We start from the raw sequence: 18,722 nt of genomic DNA on the forward strand, positions 1-18,722 counted from the left end.
GCTGGAACAACTCCCACAACTCGTCCGGAACCAGCCGCTCAACGATCCCCACCATGACTCACAGGATACCGAGTCACCCAAATGAGATGACTTCTAAACGAAACTGCCTAGGTGCGCAGCGAACTGTGGGTGTCGTCGTACCGCTCCCGTGCCGGCCACGCCTGCAGGAACGTGTCCTGGACCAGCTCCTCAGCGTCGTGGGAAGAGCCGAGCATCCGGTAGCAGTAGGCCAGCAGTTCCGCGCGAAGCGGTTCGAGCCGGGTATCGAAGCCGCCATCTCCTGCAGCCACGCGCACGCTCCTTCTTCGCCCTACCGGAAGCAGCTCAAGTCCCGCCGGGCCCCGCAGGTACGGAGCCGGATGAGGCTGATGCAACAACCTGTCGGTGCCGAGGCAAACGTAGGGCGTTGGTCGTTTCGGCTCGCGACGACCCGGTGGATCTTGATCTCGTTGAGGCCCTTCCACCGTGTGGCGATTCCTGCTCAGGCGCCCAGCGACGCGGGTGGCCATCCGACTGCCCGGCCGCGTCGCACGCGGTTCCCCGCCTGGACGCGGATGCGAGAGTCAACACCCCGGCCCCGGTCACGCTGCTTGCGCGTCCCCACCGGCAAGGAATGGACGCAGCAGCGTGAGTAGGGTGCGCGGCCGGTGCAGCGGGATGATGTGGCCGCAGTCTTCGATGACGTGTCCGGAAAGATCGTCGGTGATAGGGCGGAGCTGGTGTTCCAGTGCCGCACCGACGGGCCGGGCACCCAACGTCATCGTCGGCACCGTCAGGCGGGCCGTGGCGACTGCCTGCTCGATCTGTACCGCGCTCTCGGGTAGCGCTCGGTAGTACGAGAACGCGCGGCTCAACGCCTGGCGGCCGGTGTACGCGCGGACGAAGGCGTCCCGGAGGGCAGGGCGTACCCCGTCGCCGAGCGTGCCCGTACTGAGAAACCAGTCGACGTAGGTGGCCTCGTGGCCCTCCAGGACGGTCTCGGCAAGGCCGGGTGCGGCGGAGTGGAAGCCGAACCACCACGGCGGCCCGTCGGCAAGGAAATCCTCAGCGCCGGGCAGTCTGCCCAGAATGGACTCCATGAGGGCCAGGCGTCGGACGAGATCAGGGCGGCGCAGGGCGAGGAGGAAGGCCGGCGCGGCGCCCGCGTCGATGCCCACCACCGCAGCCGAGGACAGGCCGAGCGTGGCGAGAAGCGCCGCGGCGTCCTCGGCCAGCGTGCCCGCGTCGTACCCGAAATCGGTGCCGCCGCTCGCGCCGAACCCCCGCAGGTCCGGTGCAATGACGCGGTAGCGGCTGGACAGGTCGGCCATGACGTCCGTCCACACTTCCCAGGTGTGCGGGAAACCGTGCAGCAGCAGGACGGCCGGTCCCGATCCCGCGAGGGCGACGTTCAGTTCGACACCATTGACGAGGACGCGCCGCAGCTCGGGCATGGAGAGGCTCCAGATGTGGTGAGGAGTAGTGACCACGTCACGTTAAGGAACTACCCTGGTTCCTCCAAGACGGCACTCTCCCTTCAGGTGGTGAGCCCTGAGTGACCACATCGAGGCTCGGCGAACCCAGCCGGCGGCCCGGTGAGCGGGGTGATTTGCTGAATCCGCTCTGTCCGACGCGCCAGTTGCTCGACCGTATCGGTACTAAGTGGACGTCGATGACAATCAAGGTGCTGGCCGAGCAGGCGCCGGACGAGCTCCGTTTCGCAGAACTGCGGCGCCGTGTCTCCGGCATCTCACAGAAGATGCTCTCCGTCACCCTGCAGAGCCTCGTCCGCGACGGCCTTGTCGCGCGCCGAGTGGACCCCACCGTGCCACCCGCCGTTCACTACCGGCTCACCGAGCTCGGCCTGTCCCTCGAAGGACCCCTCTCCGCCCTGCGAGTCTGGGCCGAGACACACATGCCGGAGATCGACCGCAGCAATCAGCTAGCCAACGAGTCACCCCACGACTAGCCGTTTCGTTTGGATCATCGTGCTGACCACAGGAAGATCGCTGCGATGTGGAGTCCGGCCAGGTAGATCTCGGCGGTCTTCTCGTAGCGGGTGTCGATATCGCGCTACTGCTTCAAGCGGTTGATGCATCGCTCGACGGTGTTGCGTTGTTTGTATGCCTCGCGGTCGAAGGCCGGGGGTCTGCCGCCTTGGCTGCCGCGCCGCAGTCGGTGGCCCCGCTGGTCTGCCGGGACGGGGATCACGGCCCGGATACCTCGCTTGCGCGAGTGCTCGCGAATGGCGCGTGAGGAGTACGCCTTGTCGGCCAGCACCGTGTCCGGCCTGGTCCGGGGCCGCCCGTGCGGGCGAGGGACGCGAAGTCGGGCCATCACGTCAGGGAAAGCAGGCGCGTCGCCGGCCTGTCCGGCGGTCAGGACAAAGGCCGGCGGCCGGCAGCGGGTGTCGGACGCGAGATGGATCTTTGTGGTCAGTCCTCCCCGGGACCGGCCGATGGCGTGGTCGTGCGGCTCGCCGGCCGGGGCCCCTTTTTGCGGGCGCCTGATCGGACGGGAGGCCGAACTGGCACAGCTGACCGCGCCTTCCACGCCCGGATCCGTGTCGATCATGACGGTGGACGGCACGGCGGGGGTCGGCAAGACCGCCCTCGTCGTCCGGGCGGCCCGCGAGCTGAGTGCCCAGTACCCGGACGGCTGCCTGTTCGTGGACCTCCGCGCGTACAGCACCCAGCGCCGGCAGTCGCCGGAGCAAGCGCTCCAGCGGTTGCTGCGGTCGCTGGGCCAGGCCAACAGCCAGCTGCCGAGCGATCTTGAGGAACTCACCGCTGTCTGGCGCGCGACGACCAGTTCGCTGCGGCTGCTGCTCGTGGTGGACGACGTCCTGGACATCGACCAGGTGAGGCCCCTGCTGCCCGCAGGAGACGACAGCAGAGTGCTGGTGGCAGGCCGGCGGCGGCTGACGGAACTGGACGCCGACCGGCGGATCACCCTGGAGCCCTTGGACAGCGGGGACGCGGTGGCCCTGCTTACGCACCTCATCGGGGAGAACCGCACAAGCAGCGTACCGACGGCCACCCAAAGGCTGATCAGGCTGTGTGACGGGCTGCCACTCGCACTGCGTATCGCCGCCTCCCGACTCCAGAGCCGCGGCTCCTGGTCGGTGGAGTACCTGGTGGGCCGGATGGCGGGCGACGAGCAGCGGCTCGGCGAACTGAGCGTCGGCGACCGCAGTCTGGAGGCCGCCTTCCGGCTGTCGTACGACCAGCTCGATACGGAGCAGCAGCGCGGTTTCCGAGCCGTGGGGCTGGCACCGACGGTCGAGTTCGACCTTCGGACGCCGTCGACGATGCTCGACCGGCCGTCCTACGAGACCGAGAGGCTCCTGGAGAGCCTGGTCGACGCGAGCCTTGTCCAGCAGCCGCGGCCGGGGCGCTACCGACTGCACGACCTGGTGCGTCTTCACGCGCGTCGCGTCGCGGAGTGCGCACCGCACGAGGCGGCAACCAGCCGCGCGGCCGTACTCGGCCTGTACCTGGACGCGGCCCGCACCACCAGTGACTGGGGGCCCCGCGGCTTCCCCACCGGGCCCGAGCCCGTCGGCGTCCACTTCGCGAGCTGGCAGGAGGCCGAGGCGTGGCTCGACGCGGCCGGTGGTGAACTGGTTGACGTCGTCGGACACGCGGCGGCACTCGGCGAGGTGAACCACGCCTGCTGGCTCGCCGAGGCGCTATGCGACTACTTCGTACGACAGGGCCGCTACCACGAGTCCCGGACGGCGCTGGAGCTCGCCCTCGCCTGTGTCGACAGGGCCACCGACGAACGGATGTCAGCCGCGTTGCGGAACTGTCTCGGCTACACCGCCGTGTACCAGCGGCAGTACACCCAGGCTCGTGCGCTGTTGACCGAGGCACTGGACATCAGCCGGAGCCTACGCTCCCCGCACGAGGAGGCCCGGGCGCTTGCAGGGCTCGGGGCCACGGAGTTGAGCCTGGGGCATGGCGACCGGGCGGTCCTCCACGTCACCAGGGCTGTGGATTTGGCCACGAGCCTGCGCAGCGACTGGGTCGCCTCGATGGCGAACGTCATCCTCGGCCTGGTCCACTACTTCCAGAAGCGGAACGATGAGGCCCTGGCCTGCTTCAACGAAGCCCACGCCCACGCCGAGCGCGACGGCCGGCCCCGCATGCTGGGCCGGCCGCTGAGCTGCGCCGCCGACGTCCACCTACGCCTCGGCCGGTACCGCGAGGCCCAACAGCTGCTCCGTCAGGCGGTCGACCTGGTGCAACAAGGCGGGGACATCTTCCTGTGCGCGCGCAGCCTGACTCGGCTGGGCACGGCCGAGCAGGGTACGGGGAACCTGACGGAGGCCATCGGCCTACACCTCCAAGCGCTGCACGTACAACGCACGCTGCTGTCCCCCCTCACGGAACCCAGCTACGACTGGCTGGAGACGGACATCCGCAGCCGTCTGGGTCGCACCTTCACAGCAGCGGGCCGTGTCCGCGAAGCCCACGAGCAGTTCCAGGCGGTGCTGAACGCGCACAGCGCCTGAGTCGCCAGGCCGCGAGCAGTTCCGCTGCGTAGCGCGGGGCCCAGCCCCAGCTGGAGCAAGGATCTGGAGCTCTCCCTCCGGGCCGTGAGAACTGCGGCAAAGCGGTCATGCGTGCGCAAGGTGACGCCCCCTCAATTGGGACTGATGCGCAGTACAGGGATGACGAGCCTGTGTGACGGGTTCCAGCGAGCCTGTGGCCCCGGCCCTGGCCGTGCCCCGCCCCGTTCGCAAGGATCGTCCGGCTGGTCCGGCTGGGGTGAACAGGGCTACGGCTGCTGAGGGCGGCGCCGTGGTGGTCGTGCGCGGCTGGGAACGCAGAGGTGCCGGGCAGGGCGGCTGACCGGCACCTCTGTTCGATGCCTGCGGGGCGGGCGGGGCAGCGGATGGGGCGGGAGGCTACGTACTCCTGTCTCATCTCAGGATGTCCGGTCCTCGCCGTCGTGTTGCATGGAGACGACAGTGGGGCTGACAATCGACTGCTCCGATCGGCGGACCATGGTGACCCTCTGGGCCGATCCCCTGGGCCACACGCCTGGGCCACACGCCTGAGCCGTCTCACGGACCGCGCTCGCTCGGCTCGCCCAGGCCACCGAGCCGGCCCCTCGTACCAAGGGATCAGCCGTGTCCAAACCCACCGCCGTGATCACCGGGCCCGCCATGCCCTTCGTGTCCGCCGTGATCACCCGGCCCTCCATGCTCCTCGTGCCCGCCATGATCACCGGGCCCGCCATGCTCCTCGTGCCCGCCATGATCACCGGGCCCGAAATCTTCGTCGTGGCCGTCGTGGCCGTCGTGGCCGTCGTGATCGCCCGGCCCGTCATGCCCTTCCGGTTCAGCGCTCCCCGGTGAGAGGTTGACGGTGTCGCAGTAGACGACCGGGCCTGGGGTCGTGGGCGGGGTGGGGCCGTCGGCTCGGATGCCCTCGGTCTCGACGACCACCAGGCGCAGCGGCCCCCCGTGCCGCACGGGCGGTACCGGGATCTGTCCCGTGTAGAAGGGCCTCCGGGAGGACTCCGCGTCGATCGAGGTGAGTACCGTAGAGGTGTCCTCGAGCGTCACCCAGCCAAGGTCCTCGTCGGCGACGGCACTGTTCCGGCGCTGCAACGCGGCTGTGATCTGCGGCGCCGGTGAGCCGGTGGGGTCCCAGGAGGGGCCGGTGACGCTGACCGACAGCGATGTGCCGGGCGTGACCAGCAGTTCCCGGTCGGGCAGAGTGCGCACCAGGTCGGCGAGGACGACCTGGGAGATCTCGGCTCCGGGGATCGAATCCGGCTGGTAGCGGACCAGGGCGAGCCGGACGAAGGGCAGGCAGGCGTCCCCGGTGTCGATGTCCAGGTCGCAGAACCAGCGGCCGCCCTTGTTGCCCGTTTCATCCATCTGGTCCGTGTCGAACTGCGGGGTGAAGCCGACGACCGTGACGGCGAGCGGGCCTGAAGGCGTGTGGAGGGGCAGTTTCCCGGACTGCCGCACCGAATTGGTGAACATGTCCGCGGTCGGGGCGACGACCGGCGCGGAACGGTGGATCGGGTCACGGCCCATCAGGGTGACCTGGGCATCCCGTACGGAAGTCGGGTCTCCGCCCGGAGGCTCACCGAGGACCACGCCGAGCAGCTCGCCATCTCCGGAGGAGAACCAGGGACGGTCGAGGAAGACCCGGATGCCGCCGCCTCGTCGGCGGTGGACGATGGCGCCGGGCGGTCCGTCGACATGCTGCAGGCGCTCCAGGGACAGGGTGGGCACGCAATACAGCAGTCGTGGTGCAGTGGGCGGCGCACTGCTCGGCACCGAGTACTCCTTCGCCTCCCCCCGTACGGTCAGCGCGTTCTGGCCGGGTGCGGCGAACTGCGGAGGGAAGTAGTCGCCGAACCTGCTGCCGGCCACCGGGCGGTAGCTCACCTTCCGGTGTTTGGTATCGCCGAACTCGTGCTTCTGAGGTACGGGAGGGATCCTGAGCGCCTCCGCCTCCGCCTTCGCTCTGTCCTCGGCCGTCGGGGCCGCTTCCTCGAGTGCCTTCGCCTTGTCCGCGGCCGCCTTTGCCCGTTCTTCGGCCGCCTTGGTGCTGAAGGTCAGGACGCCGTTCCGGAGGATGGCGGGTTCGGTTCCGGGGGTTCCTTCCCGGCTCACCCTCGCCGTCAGCAGGTCGAACACCGGGACGGCCATGTCCCGGGTGTCGCGGCCTGAGGGCCCGGCGTCCGTCACCTCGGTCCATTCCGCGACCAGGTCGATCCGGTCCGTGCTGTCCTCGTCCAGCGCGAAGGTGCCGGCGAGGTGCTCGGCCGTCGCGTTGGGGGCACGCGGCGCCGCCACAGGCGACAGGGTCAACACCGGTGCCTTCAAGGGCTGTTGTGCGGCGTGGACGAGCGTCAGTTCCTGGCAGGGGGTGAACATCCAGTGTCGACCGGCCGCGGCCATTTCCAGCGCGTGGTCGGTTCTCCGCTGCTCTGCCGCCTTCCTTGCCGCCGCCTCCGCCTCCGTCTCCGGCACGAGTCCCGGTGCCGGCGCCACCTCCTCCCGGCACCACGAGGCCATGCCCATGACCTTTTCGTCGAAGTCGATGCCGGAGCACAACCGGACGGTCGCGACGGCACCTTTCGGCAGTGACACCGTCAGCACGCGGGAATCCTCGTCGAAGCGAGGCGGCTCGGTCCCTTCGGCCAGCCTCAGCCGGAAGGACCTGGGGCGGTGCCAGACGTCACCGCCCCAGGGCACCGTGAAGGGCTCGCCTGCGGGCATTCCCGGCAGGTCGAAGAAGACCGCTTCCGTGCCTAGCGGGTCGGGAAGGTAGGGCACGTCAACCTGCGCGCCCGTGTGCAGGGCGGTCACCGCCGGGTTTCCGGGGTCCGCCGCCGGTGACGGGATCGGCTCCAGTCGCACATCCGGCAGGGCCGGATCGTTCAGCGCGCCGCTCTCCCGTTTGGCGAGCTCGTAGAGCGCTTCCTGGGCCCGCTGATCGGTGGAACCGATGGCCTCGTCGAGCAGGCCGTGCCACTCGACGCACCGCAGCGAAGCCTTGGGCGCCACCACATGGCGTTCGTCCACCCCCTGGTACGGGAGGTGCCCTTCCTCGGTGACCAGTCGCGACCGGTTGAAGTCCGCGGCGTACTGCTCCGCTGTCCTGCCCGTGTCCTGGCCTTCAGCGCCTGTGTGATCACCGGCTCCCCCGGGGCCGGCGGCGCAGTCGACCACGAAGCCGCTCTTGCGGCCGAGTTCGGTGAGGGACTGACAGCCGGGGCGCCCGTCGGCATCGCTCCCCTCGAACCCCTGCACACGTTGCTCGGCGGCGTAGGCGGCCTGGGTCTGATCGCCGAAGACACCGTCAGCGCCACCCAGAAGGCTGTGTCCTTGGGCGATGAGGGCCTCCTGGACGATGCGGACATCGTCATTGGTCTTGCCGATGTGGACTTCGGCCAGCACGACCGTCACCTGATTCTCCAGGGGGCCGGGGGCAGCGGCCGCAGGCGGCCCGGAGCCGGGGCTGCTGCGGATCACCATCCGGAAGGCCGAGGCGCCTTCCGCGAGTGGCAGTCTGGGAGCCACCGCCGGCGCCGGGACGGCCTCGTACCTCTGGAACGTCAGCAGCCCGTCACCAGGGAGGGCCAGGTCCTTCTGGCCCATCAGGGCATCGGCTTCCGCCAGGGTGGGGCCGTTACCCGCCAGGTCGACCGTCCGCAGCCGCACCCGGTACTGGTGGCCGAACCGCAGCCTGGCCAGCGAGCCGGGCCGCACCTTGGACGTGATCTCCAGCGGCAGTGCCGTCATCGCCTTGTTGCTGACCTCCACCGGCTGATTGGGGGGCCGGTGTGCCTCGGTTGATCCCTCATCGATGTCCAGCACCAGGCCTGGGCGGGGCGCGGACAGTGCCCATCCTTCCCAGGTGACCAGCTGCTCGGGTACGTAGGGCTTGTCGTCGCCCATCCCGGGTGGCAGCGAGATCAGGTTCGCCTGGAAGAAACCCTCGTCGGAGGCCGTGAAGAGGAGTGACCCGCCGTCCGGCTGCCGGTACTCGACGTCTCGCTCGTGCAGCGAGAACCAGCGCTGCCGTTCCTCGTCCCAGATGTCCATCCGGTGGCCGCGGACCAAATCCTCGGCGACCAGCTTGGGGGCGGGCGGGAGCGGCGGTGCGGCGCCCGGGGCCTGCGGGTCCCGCGCCACTGACTTCGCGTCCGCAAGCACCTGGGTGAAGGCCTTGTCGTGGTCGACCGCCCGATTCAACTCTTTCTTGAGGATCTCCTTGCGCTGGTCCCTGACCAGCGAGATCCCATGGGTCCGCACCGGGGACAGTCCCTTGGCGTCCGAGGAGCCCGGCGCCCTGATGTGCGCGGCGATCTTCATCGCGGCGCCGTCGATGTCCGCCTGCTCGAGGGAGAAGTCCTTCTCGGGCAGCTCCAGCACGCCGCGGGCCGGCGAAGCCAGCGGGTCGGCGGCCGTGCGGGACTTGGCCCCTGGGACAAGGACGTGACGGTCCGGGAGGAAGACGTAGAACGTGTGGGGGCACACGTCGTGTGAGTGTTCGTGCGGGTCGGCCCAATGGGGAACGACGGTCAGGAACCGTTCGCCCGAGGAGACGGGCAGCCGGTCGGCCGGCAGGAGGAAGTCCAGGACCAGTCCGAGGCGCCGGAGCAGCTTCGGGTGGTCGCCGAGTGAGGTGAGCATCTGGTGGAAGTCGGGATGCGACAACTCCGTCGGCGGCGCCGGGGACGTCTCCTCGTCGGCGGCGATCGTGGGCGCCCTGGGGAGCGTGTGGAAGGCGTTCAGTGCGGCCAGGGCCTCCGGCATGGCATCGGGCCCCGCGGCCACGCCCTCGACGTCCGGTGAGACACCACTGAGCGAGCGCATCACGCTCCCGGTCACGGGCGCCTTCTCGGGTGACATCTTCGCCGCCTGGGCGTAGGTACGCCGGGTGAAGCGGCTGACTTCTCTGGCCGGGTAGGTGTGGCCGTCATCCATGTTCATGCTCTTGAAGACGAACAACGCCAGCGGAGTGTCCTCGGTGAAGAGCTTCTTCCACAGGTCGGCATCGGGGGCCGGTCCCTGCGGGTCGAGTCGGCCGGTGAAGGACGTGGACAACGCGGAATCGTCCTCCCCGGTGGCGAACTCGAACGTCGCCGCCTTGACCCTTTCCGGCCAGGTGACGAAGTCGGGAAAGTCACCGAGCGTGCTGAGGATCTGCTGGTCGGACACGTCTCCCTGAGGCTGGTCGGTCGTGGTCAGCCGGGGGGCGATGAACACCGACACCCTGAGCTGGGTGCCGTCGTCCGAGAACCCGGCGGGGAGAACGGTCCAGTTGATGTGCTGTTCGAATGGCATCGTCGTCTCCCACGGGGCTCACGGGGTCGGCAGGTTTCACGGGGCGAACGCCAGGCAGTACTCGTGCCAGTGGCGTGGCAGGACGCAGTCGGCGAAGGTGGGGTCGGCCGGCGCGCCGGAGAAGCTGCGTTCAAGCTCCAGCGAGACGGACTTGCTGAAGAAGGCGATCCGCACGCTGACCGTGAGGGTGCCCCTGCCCCGGACCACCGACTCGCGACCGTGCTTCTCGTACGTGAGCTCAAGATAGAATTCGACGGATACCGTGATGATGCCCAGTACGCACAGAAAACCGTTGCAGCGCAGGTATCCGCTCAGGGAGACCCTGTCGATGGCTCCGTCGAACTCGAAGCGGATGCCCGCCATGACCGACACACCACCGCTGGCGACTCCGAGGTTCAGGGCCGCGCTGCCGCCGAACTCTATGGCGCCCTCGATCTGTTGGACGCCTGTCGCATCGACCAGCATGGAGAAGTAGCCGCCGCCACCGAACAGGGAGACGCTGACGTTGAAGGGATGCGACCGCTCGGAGACCGAGAAGCGGAACGAGACCGGTTTGCCGTCGAACGGGATCACCAGCTCGGCACCCAGCGCGACGTTCGACAGGGTGAAGACGCCGACGCCGATGGCCGGAAGCGCGAGTTTGTAGCCCGCGCGGATTCCGCTGGGCTGTACCTCGACGTAGGCACCGCCGCCGAAACCGTCGGCGGGCAGGGCGCTGCGCAGGCTGTTGATGAATTCCAACTCGTTGCTGAACTTCAGTTCCAGACCGGTAGCCGTCACGTCGGGCTTCTTTCCCGGCCCGGTCCTGAACTTCAGGTCGGCGATCTCCACCTTGGCCATTCCACCGAAGTTCAGCGCGAAGTCGGTCAGTCGTCCCTCCACACTGGCTTTGTCGACGGCGTCTTTCGAGCGGACGGTCCGGGCGTCCAGGGTCAGCACGGCATGGGACACGTCGAGGATGTCCTTCGAGTCGTCCCCCTGCAGCACGTCCCGCTTTCCCAGGGCGGTCTTCCACACGTAGCGCAGTTCCTTGCCTTGCCCGTCCGCCAGGTCACGGATACGGAGCACGGGCGCCGGCAGCAGGCCATTGGGGGCGCGCAGGATGGCCTCGATCTGGTCGTCGCCGAGTTGCCGCAGCGCGCCGAGGCTGTCCTTGGCGATGCTTTGCAGGTACCGGCCGAGATCGATGAAACCGAGCAGTTTCGCGCCGCCGAAGGCCGCTTTGATGTCGGTGAGGGGAAGCGCGTCGACGACGTCCCCGGCGGTTCCTGTCTTGAATACGTCCGGGATGACGCCCGCCTGGCTGGTGATCAGTTTGACCGAGGCGTTGGGGCTGGCGACTCCGCCGGCCTTCTCCGCCCCGAAGGTGAGGCCGACCGCCTGGTCCAGGCTCAGGTACGCGCCCGCCGGATGCTTCTCCATGCTCTGTCGGAGGAAGGTGTCATTGAATGTCGCCGCGAGATATCCGGCGTTCGGGGTGAACTGCTCGACGGCGGGGACGCGGACCTCCGCGGCGGATACGTGGGGCAGGCCGACCACGGGGCGGCCCGCCGGGCCCGTGACCCCCAGCCCGAAGGTCAGCTTGCCGACCGCGTGGCTCGTGCTGCCGGGGGCTCCGGCGGGCGGCTGTGCCATGGCCATGACCTGGCCGCCCATCGACCGGTTCATGCGGCTCATCAGCTTCTGGTCGGTCGCGTTCGGGGTGGGCGTGTGGAGGTCCCCCGCATACAGCTGCTGCAACCGCGCTTCCTGTACGGCCTGTGTCAGGCTGTCGGGAACGAACACCAGCGGCATGGTGAAGCTGATCTTCCGATTCTCGTGGTCCGTACCGATCACGGTGAACTCGTGGTCGTCGCCGGAGCTTTGAACCACCCAGAAGGCGTCGTTGTCAGGCACTGGCTGGTGAAGCGGTGGGGTGACGCGGTCGGTGATGCGCAGTGCGCGGAAGGGCATTTCGCGTCCTCCGTGCGTAAAACCGGACTCCGGTCCGTACTGGAAATCCGGCTGCTTGACGACGACGCGGTCCTCTCGTTGCAGGTAGGCGACGATTCCGTCGTTCGGGCGCGCGACGAAGAGTCGTCTGAGTTCCGAAACGAGCAGGGCTTCATGCCCGGTGGACAAGCGGCCGCGGCTGACGACGCGTATGTACTGGTCCCGCCCCAGCCCGGTGATGTGGTCGTACGCCGCCAGGTTCGGGGCCCGTTTCCCGAGTTCCTGGAACTGGCCCTGGGCGGTCGACGACAGGGGCTCCCAGGCACCGCGCAGGTGGGCGGAAGCGCCCATGGGGGTGATGATGAACTGCTCGGCCTGCAACGGTGCGCTGGGGACTTCGATGGGCAGGCCGCCGCCCGGTCCGGACAGTTCCGCCCGGCTGGTGAGGGTGACGATGTCCTCCAGTTTCTCGACGGTCAGCGGGTTGTTGGCGGTCAGTCCGCTGCGGTCCGCGACGGTCGCGAAAGCCCGTAGCAGCACCTCGCCGTCGCGTGCACCGTGCAGCCGGGTGTGCCACAACGCGGTACGCCCGTCGACCTGTTGGGGCTCCTGTCGGCCCACCCAGTCCACGGGCTCGTCGTAGGTGATCAGCAGTCGGGCCGGAAATTCGATGACACTTCTGGGGATGCCCTGGAAGACCGTGGACCCTGCCGTATCCGGGCTTCGCAGACCCGCCGGCACCGTCATCGGCACCAGACGCGCCCAGTTGAGCAACGAGGTCAGCGACAGCTCCAGGCCGTCGATGTCGGCCGGCACCGAGAAGGCCAACTGGGTCGAGCCCGCGGTCACGGCCTGCATGGGACCGAGTGCGGTGGCGACGGTGGCCACCGGCGGGGGGACTTCTTCCAGCACATGCTGCGGTGGCAGCCCGACGAGGATGAGCGTGGGCGCACCGGGGTCCCGCCGTACGAGGCGATGGCCGTCGAATCGCAGATTGACCAGGCCTATGTCGACGACGAGCATGTCGGCTGGCCGCACCACCCGAAACGGCCCGTCCGCGCCGTCCTCGTCGTGCGGTCCGTTGTCCGGCGGCCTGCCGGGGTGGGGGTCCGGCCCAGGTGGATGAGGCCGCCTCCCACCCCCTCCCCCGTCTTGGCCGCCACTGAACCCTCCGCCAGGGTGACCGCGGTGGTCTCCACCGGGATGGTTCCGCAGCTCATGCCACAGCCGTATGGAGACGGAGCGAGAGGGGTTGAATGACATGACGAACGCCTCATCCGAGGTCGTGGGGGGTAGGAACCGCGGCGACGCCGCTCACACCTCTTCCATGCTCACTCCGGTGGCGGATCCCCGCCACCGGGCGGCGGCGCGGCTGCTGTCTGCGTCGGCGCGCACCGGGAGTGCGAACCCGTGCGCATCGAGGGGGACTTGAGGGTCCGACGCACCGGCTGTCGCGGTCAGGGAAAGAGGAAAGCAGCGATCGCGGCGTCGAACACCTGTGAAACCGGCTTGATGGACGCGTCATTGGCGAACGCCCGGTTCTGGAAGACCAGGACGAAGCGGCTTCCTGTGGAGTTCTCCCGGACGATCGCCGCTTCCGACGCCACCACCTGCTGAGCGGGAGTACCGGTGTGGACAGAGGCAAGGCCGATCTTCGATTGCAGCATGCTGAACTGGACGGTCGTGTCACGGTCCAGGAAGGTGTGCCCGCGCTGCACGGCCTTGGTCAGGAGATCCAGCATGGCCTCGTCGCTCGGTCCGTCGACCAGGGGCGCGTCACCGGCCAGGAAGGTGAAGAGGCGGGCCATCTGTCGGACGGACGTTCCCTGCGCGGTGGGCGTGTCGTTGACACACGGGATGCGTTGCGGTGGGAACCCGTTGGCGAAGTCCCCGCACAGCCACATGCCGTCGGCGGTCTGGGGCGTGCCGGTGGCGTTCTCGTCGAAGAACCCCGCGGTGGCAGCCCCTTCCGTGAGATAGCCGAAGCCGAGACCGTGCACCACTGCTCCCGTCGCCACGTCGTCGCCGTCGGCGACGGAAGCGGTGAGATTCGTCTGAAAGTCGGTGGAGAACGTGACGGTGGAATCCGCCTGCGCGGTGAAAACCTTTTCCCACCGGGGAAGTATGAATCCGGTGAGGTTGACGCCGGCAAGCTGCACCACACGGACATCGTTGATGATGTCGTCGAATTCGCTGTGCAACAGGGGAATGACGTCGGCTGGCGGAGGCTGCTTTTCAGCGACGAGTTCGTTGGCGGCTCGCAGGAGTTCGAACGATGCCCACATCGACGTTGCCTTGAGCAGGCTCGCGGAGAAATGGATCTCGCTCTCGCGGTGTCCGGCGAAGCCATGGGGCGCGGAGTCATTGAGTGCGACGATGCCCATGGGCGTACCGCTGAGGCTTTGCGGGGAGGCGGCCAACGCGTTGTCGAGGGCTTGTTGAAGGTCCGCGTCAGGACCGAGCAGGTCAGACTTCAGGTCGGGGAAGATCGCCATGGTGGGCTCCAGAGTCCGGCCGGGTCCCGGGCAGACCGACTCCCGGCGGCGAAACCGAAGGTGTCCGCGAAATCAGCCACTCGCGACCAGGGATCCCGTCACCGTGCCACCTTCGCTCGTACGTCCAGGGTGGCCCATCGGCACTGCCCTCGCATCCGGATGGCCTGGGCTCCGGGAGCACTGCCCCTCTACCGACCTGACGGTCCTGACGGTGGTACGACAGGGACGAGATGCAGAGCCCCTCGTACCTGCTCGGCGGAGTGCGTGACTCCGCGGCTGGCCGGCAGAACCCGGCGCTCGCACGCGGGAAGACAACAGCTCCCAGGGGATGGCGACGACGCGCTGGACGAGCCGGCGGAGCACGGCCTGGGCGACGGGGGACGGCAGCGGGCACCCGGTCGACCACATCGCCACGCTGGTCAATCCGGGCGTCGGGCGGAAAGTGAACATCGGCGGCGAGGGGGAAACCCATGAGCAGGGCTTCGAGGACTTCGTCACCGACCCCCGGCGTCGTCGGCGGACCACTCCGCCCGCTCACCGACACCGTCGCGAGCGACACGGCCACGGACATCGCACTGCGGTCCGCGCCCGTCTCCACGCGCGGAGAGCGCGAGATCCGCCGGATCGCGGCGTCCGGCGCACGCCTCACCATCGCCACGAACGCGTTCACGCTGCCGAAGATGGAGCAGATCGTGCAGCGGCTCGGCGGGGTCGTATCGAACGCATCTCCCTGCTGGACACCTCGGTCCCTGACGGACTCGGCTATCAGATCCTGGTTGTCGTACTCCCGATCAAGTTGTGCGGCGGAGGGGTTCGCTTCCAGCCATTCCAACAGACGCGTCAGCGGGCCGTGGGCGGGTAGCGCTGGGGCCCAGGTATTCCCGTTGCGGAATGCACCGGACAGGTGAAGAGTAGTTTGATATCGGCTCTGCGGTCTTCCAGCTCCGCATTTCTGAAGCGGTGGCTCACGGGAAGAATCTGCGACAACTGGGCAGTTCGACGCACAGCGTATCTGGAGCCCTCATGGCCAAAATCTCTCGGCAACACATCTTTCACGCGGCCAGTGCGTCCATCTTGGCTGCGGCCCTTGCGTTGCCGACAAGCCTCACGATCGCGGCAGCGGATTCCCGGATCCCGAACGGGCGCCATGACGGAGCATCGGCTCAGAGGACGGATCCTCCACCGTCTCCTCCCCCCACGCCGAGCGAACCGAAGAAACCCACGACGCCCCCCTTCTCGCCACCGGACTCCGCGCCTTCATCCGATCCGACCAAGCCCTCGACGTCTTCGTCCCCCACCTCGCCTGGGACGTCCGACTCCACTGGGCCGACAGACCCGGGCGACACGGACGGACAGAAGACCGAACCCCCACCGGAACAGAAGGAAGACATCGACCAGGCGACGACTGCCCTGACCGAGGAGAAGGAACGCGTTCCAGAAGAACTCACGTCGACCGTGGAAACGCTGATCACCATCATCGACATGGTCGAGGATCCACGGACTTCGCCGCAGGACAGGCAGGGCGTCACCGAGAGCGCGAAGAATCTGTCCACCGCACTGGCAGCCATCATTGACCCGAAAACACCTCCCGGGCTGCGGAAGGAATTGACCGGGATAGTGAAGCAGGTGACTGCGACGCTCAAGGTGGTCAGCGGCCCGCGGGTACCGACCGAAGAACGGTCCCTGCTCATCCTGGTGGTCGCACGGACCACCTCCACCCTGGACATGATCTGCGATCCCGGGACGCCACGGACCCTGCGGGACCGGATGATCGCCATAGTGAAGGATACGACCGACGCTGTGGAGAACGGCCGGAGCGGACCGCAGGACAGCTCGGCGGACGAAAGCCGAAACGCGCCTGTAGTCAAGAGTTCCAGGCAGACCGCTTTCAACACCTTGTTGCCGGTCAGCTCCTCTTCGGACATCATGCACGACCACAGGACACCGCCGGCGGACCGAGAACAGCTTGCGAAGATCACGCAGGAGGTCAGCGCGCTGCTGAAGAAAATAAGTGATCCCAGGACGTCGGACACGGAGAGATCCGAAGCGACAAAGGAACTGGCGGAGAAAAGCACTCGTATGAAGGAGCAGCAGGAGCAGGCCGCCACCGCCCAGGAGCGCCCGGAGGAGTCGCTCGGCAGGGCGGCCGCACTCTGCACCAGCGCCATCTTCAAGTCCACTCCCGAGTCCGCACTCAGGAGCGGGTTGAAGAAGCTGGTTCCTGCCCGGTGGAAGGACGAAGGGATCAAGGACTTCTGGAAGGCGAAGGCAAGCGAAAAGGGCAACGACACGCTGAACGTCCTCGCCCAATTGCGGAACAATGAGCAGGCTCAGGGACCGTTCGAGGTCATACCACTCGTCACCGAGCTCGCCGATCTCGTGCCGCACGACAGACTGTTCGGGAGTCTGGGAGCCTCGGCCCTGTACTGCGAGCAGACTGCCACGTATCTTGACGAGGAGTTCGGAGTTACGGCGGGCACCTGGCTCACGGAAAGCAGCGAGTGATGCCGCGGGTGACGGGTCAGACTCCGGCGGATTTCAACAGTTCGGCCATGGAGATCTCTGCATCAGCTCGGGCCCTCGCAGCTCCGTATCTCTCCAGCTCCCTCCTTTCTTCCCCATAGTCACCCAATGCGGAGAAACTGTACGGCAAGGAGGAGATCGAGGAGATGAACCGGCCGCTCGGGGACCAGACAGCGGTCACGAAACGCGGTTTGCGCGTCACATTGATGAGATTGTCGTTGTGCCTCACCCTACCTCGGTGCACGAGTTGCCCTCCGCATATCGCGGGCTCGCAGTAGTAGCTCGGGTCATTTTCGTTCCACGAAGCATGAGGAGACCTGAACTCCTCCACGTCCAGCCTCCCACGGTCCTTCCTCATGTAAGAGATTTTCAGTTCAATACTCACAGTGTCATACTCGACGTCCTTGGGAAGCTGAATCACACGCTCCAAAGTGTATTCCTGTCCGACCTCGAGAGAATTACCGACGTCATAGAATTTTCCACTGCTGATGGTGGTGTACTTGAGTTGGTCGACGTAGAGTTCGGCCTCCCCCGCGCGCGCCCCCTGTTTCCCGACGCTCTCCCTCCACTCCGTCACCGGGTCCCTCTCCCCCAGAGAATATGAGGCGACCCTGCCACGGACCGTGTAGATGTCGTTGATGATGTACACCGGGATTCCTCCGGTGTTTTTCATATAGAGAGTCAAAGGCACGTGCACGAAGGGAAGGTGACGGTTGTCCTCCCACGCCTTCCCGAATTTCGCCCGCAAAGTGAAGTACATGGGAGCGGCCGCAGGCTGGTACATGGTTGAATACGCAAGACTCACAGCCGTCAGAAGTGCTGTGGCGACCACCCCGGCCGCGAATCTTCTGGGTTGTGGTACACCCTTCCACGACCTCTGTCTCACAAGAAGAAGCAGTGCCCACACCGACCAGCACCATGCCGGCAAGTAGACCAATAAATAGCGCGTGTACTCCCGTTCTTCGGACCAGAGAAGAAGTAGGAGACTGTCAGTCGCCAGCACGATGATCGCCCCGAGCAGAACAAGCGCTCCGGAGACTTTGAAGTGTCGTCTCCCCCAGTAGTCGACTGCCGCGAGCGCCGAAACTCCCAGCACCCCGCCCGAGAGGACGAACAACACTCCGGTGATCCGTTGCGCGAACGTCGAAGCCCCCGAGGCGTCCGGCCATCCGATGACTGCATTGAAAACCATGGAAACGAGCAGGCCGATCATCATGAGTGTCTTGATCGAGTGCCTTTTCCAGGGCCGGTCGAGCCAGGTCCTGCTATCGCCCCCGCGCCAGCACACGGACGCCGGATCATCCAGATCCATGTGCTCGGGGTAACCTCGGCGGCCGAGTAATCTTCGCAGCTCAGCCCGTGACCAGACCCTGCCGACCGTCTCGCCGCCGATGGTGACGCGGCGAAGACCACGGCTGTCCGGCGGCTCCACGATGACCCATGGGCGGATACTCATGACCACAGAATCGAACCGGAGCCGGCATCCTGCACGCGGGGCTCCCCCGTTTGCCGTCACGCGGGTCACCCGTCTCACCGTGAGCGGTCGCTGCGACCCCACCGCCCGCCGGCCGGCGGCCACGGCCCGGTGTGCTGAGGGCGGTGCCGATCACCCGCTGGAGGGCCTGGCAACTGCCACGGAAGATTTCACGTCCAGAGAGACGGTCGTGGCGCTATGAGGTCTGTGGCGCGGCTTCCCTGCACAGAGAGGGGCTACCCCCACTGCCCCGGCGGCCACGCTGACCGGCTCTGTTCCACCAGGGCCGTTCCCTGCCCTGACCGCAGGCTGGCGCGGCCAAGACACGAGTCGTCCACTTCTCCCTGACCAGAGGGGAGGAAGCGACGGCGGTCGCCGACCTGCCATCCGGCTGGCGAGAAGCTAACTTGATCTTTAACCTGTGCGGCGTGGACGCGGGGTTGTTGACTTCTTCGTGCGTCGCTTCGTGGAGCCTGGTCGGCCAACTGCGTGCACG

General features: G+C 67.3%; 8 protein-coding genes and 2 pseudogenes. 3 read left to right on the forward strand and 7 right to left on the reverse strand.

Features of this window, described 5'->3' with window-relative positions:
- Positions 1 to 110 precede the first annotated feature (110 nt).
- A pseudogene (locus tag ABZ454_RS37925) lies at positions 111 to 290 on the reverse strand (sigma factor); the annotation flags it as partial.
- 291 nt (positions 291 to 581) lie between these two features.
- A complete protein-coding gene (locus ABZ454_RS37930; RefSeq protein WP_359543992.1) occupies positions 582 to 1,433 on the reverse strand; it encodes an alpha/beta fold hydrolase in 852 nt (283 codons plus the stop codon).
- Positions 1,434 to 1,534: 101 nt separating this feature from the next.
- Here ABZ454_RS37930 and ABZ454_RS37935 point away from each other — a divergent pair, with 101 nt between their 5' ends.
- A complete protein-coding gene (locus tag ABZ454_RS37935; RefSeq protein WP_359543993.1) occupies positions 1,535 to 1,948 on the forward strand; it encodes a helix-turn-helix domain-containing protein in 414 nt (137 codons plus the stop codon).
- Between the two features lie 14 nt (positions 1,949 to 1,962).
- Here the strand turns inward: ABZ454_RS37935 and ABZ454_RS37940 are convergent.
- A pseudogene (locus tag ABZ454_RS37940) lies at positions 1,963 to 2,442 on the reverse strand (IS5 family transposase); the annotation flags it as partial.
- Between the two features lie 109 nt (positions 2,443 to 2,551).
- Here ABZ454_RS37940 and ABZ454_RS37945 point away from each other — a divergent pair.
- The gene (locus tag ABZ454_RS37945) at positions 2,552 to 4,495 is read left to right on the forward strand and encodes a tetratricopeptide repeat protein (protein ID WP_359543999.1); all 1,944 of its coding nucleotides are present in this window, start codon (positions 2,552 to 2,554) and stop codon (positions 4,493 to 4,495) included.
- Between the two features lie 615 nt (positions 4,496 to 5,110).
- Here the strand turns inward: ABZ454_RS37945 and ABZ454_RS37950 are convergent.
- From ABZ454_RS37950 to ABZ454_RS37960, 3 genes are all read right to left on the reverse strand, one after another.
- On the reverse strand, positions 5,111 to 9,802 hold the full coding sequence (locus ABZ454_RS37950) for a peptidoglycan-binding domain-containing protein (protein WP_359543994.1): 4,692 nt from the start codon (positions 9,800 to 9,802) through the stop codon (positions 5,111 to 5,113).
- Between the two features lie 36 nt (positions 9,803 to 9,838).
- Positions 9,839 to 12,757: a hypothetical protein gene (locus ABZ454_RS37955; protein ID WP_359543995.1), complete on the reverse strand. Its 2,919-nt coding sequence runs from the start codon at positions 12,755 to 12,757 to the stop codon at positions 9,839 to 9,841.
- 434 nt (positions 12,758 to 13,191) lie between these two features.
- The gene (locus ABZ454_RS37960; RefSeq protein WP_359543996.1) at positions 13,192 to 14,229 is read right to left on the reverse strand and encodes a serine hydrolase; all 1,038 of its coding nucleotides are present in this window, start codon (positions 14,227 to 14,229) and stop codon (positions 13,192 to 13,194) included.
- Between the two features lie 1,023 nt (positions 14,230 to 15,252).
- Here ABZ454_RS37960 and ABZ454_RS37965 point away from each other — a divergent pair.
- Complete coding sequence (locus tag ABZ454_RS37965) at positions 15,253 to 16,734, forward strand: hypothetical protein (protein ID WP_359543997.1); 1,482 nt, start codon at positions 15,253 to 15,255, stop codon at positions 16,732 to 16,734.
- Between the two features lie 16 nt (positions 16,735 to 16,750).
- Here the strand turns inward: ABZ454_RS37965 and ABZ454_RS37970 are convergent, their stop codons facing one another.
- Positions 16,751 to 18,208 carry a hypothetical protein gene (locus ABZ454_RS37970; RefSeq protein WP_359543998.1) on the reverse strand — a complete coding sequence of 486 codons (1,458 nt, stop codon included), beginning with the start codon at positions 18,206 to 18,208 and terminating at the stop codon, positions 16,751 to 16,753.
- Between the last annotated feature and the right edge of the window lie 514 nt (positions 18,209 to 18,722).

Origin of the sequence: Streptomyces sp. NPDC005803 (genome assembly GCF_040630435.1) — a bacterium.
Taxonomy (GTDB): Bacteria; Actinomycetota; Actinomycetes; order Streptomycetales; family Streptomycetaceae; genus Streptomyces.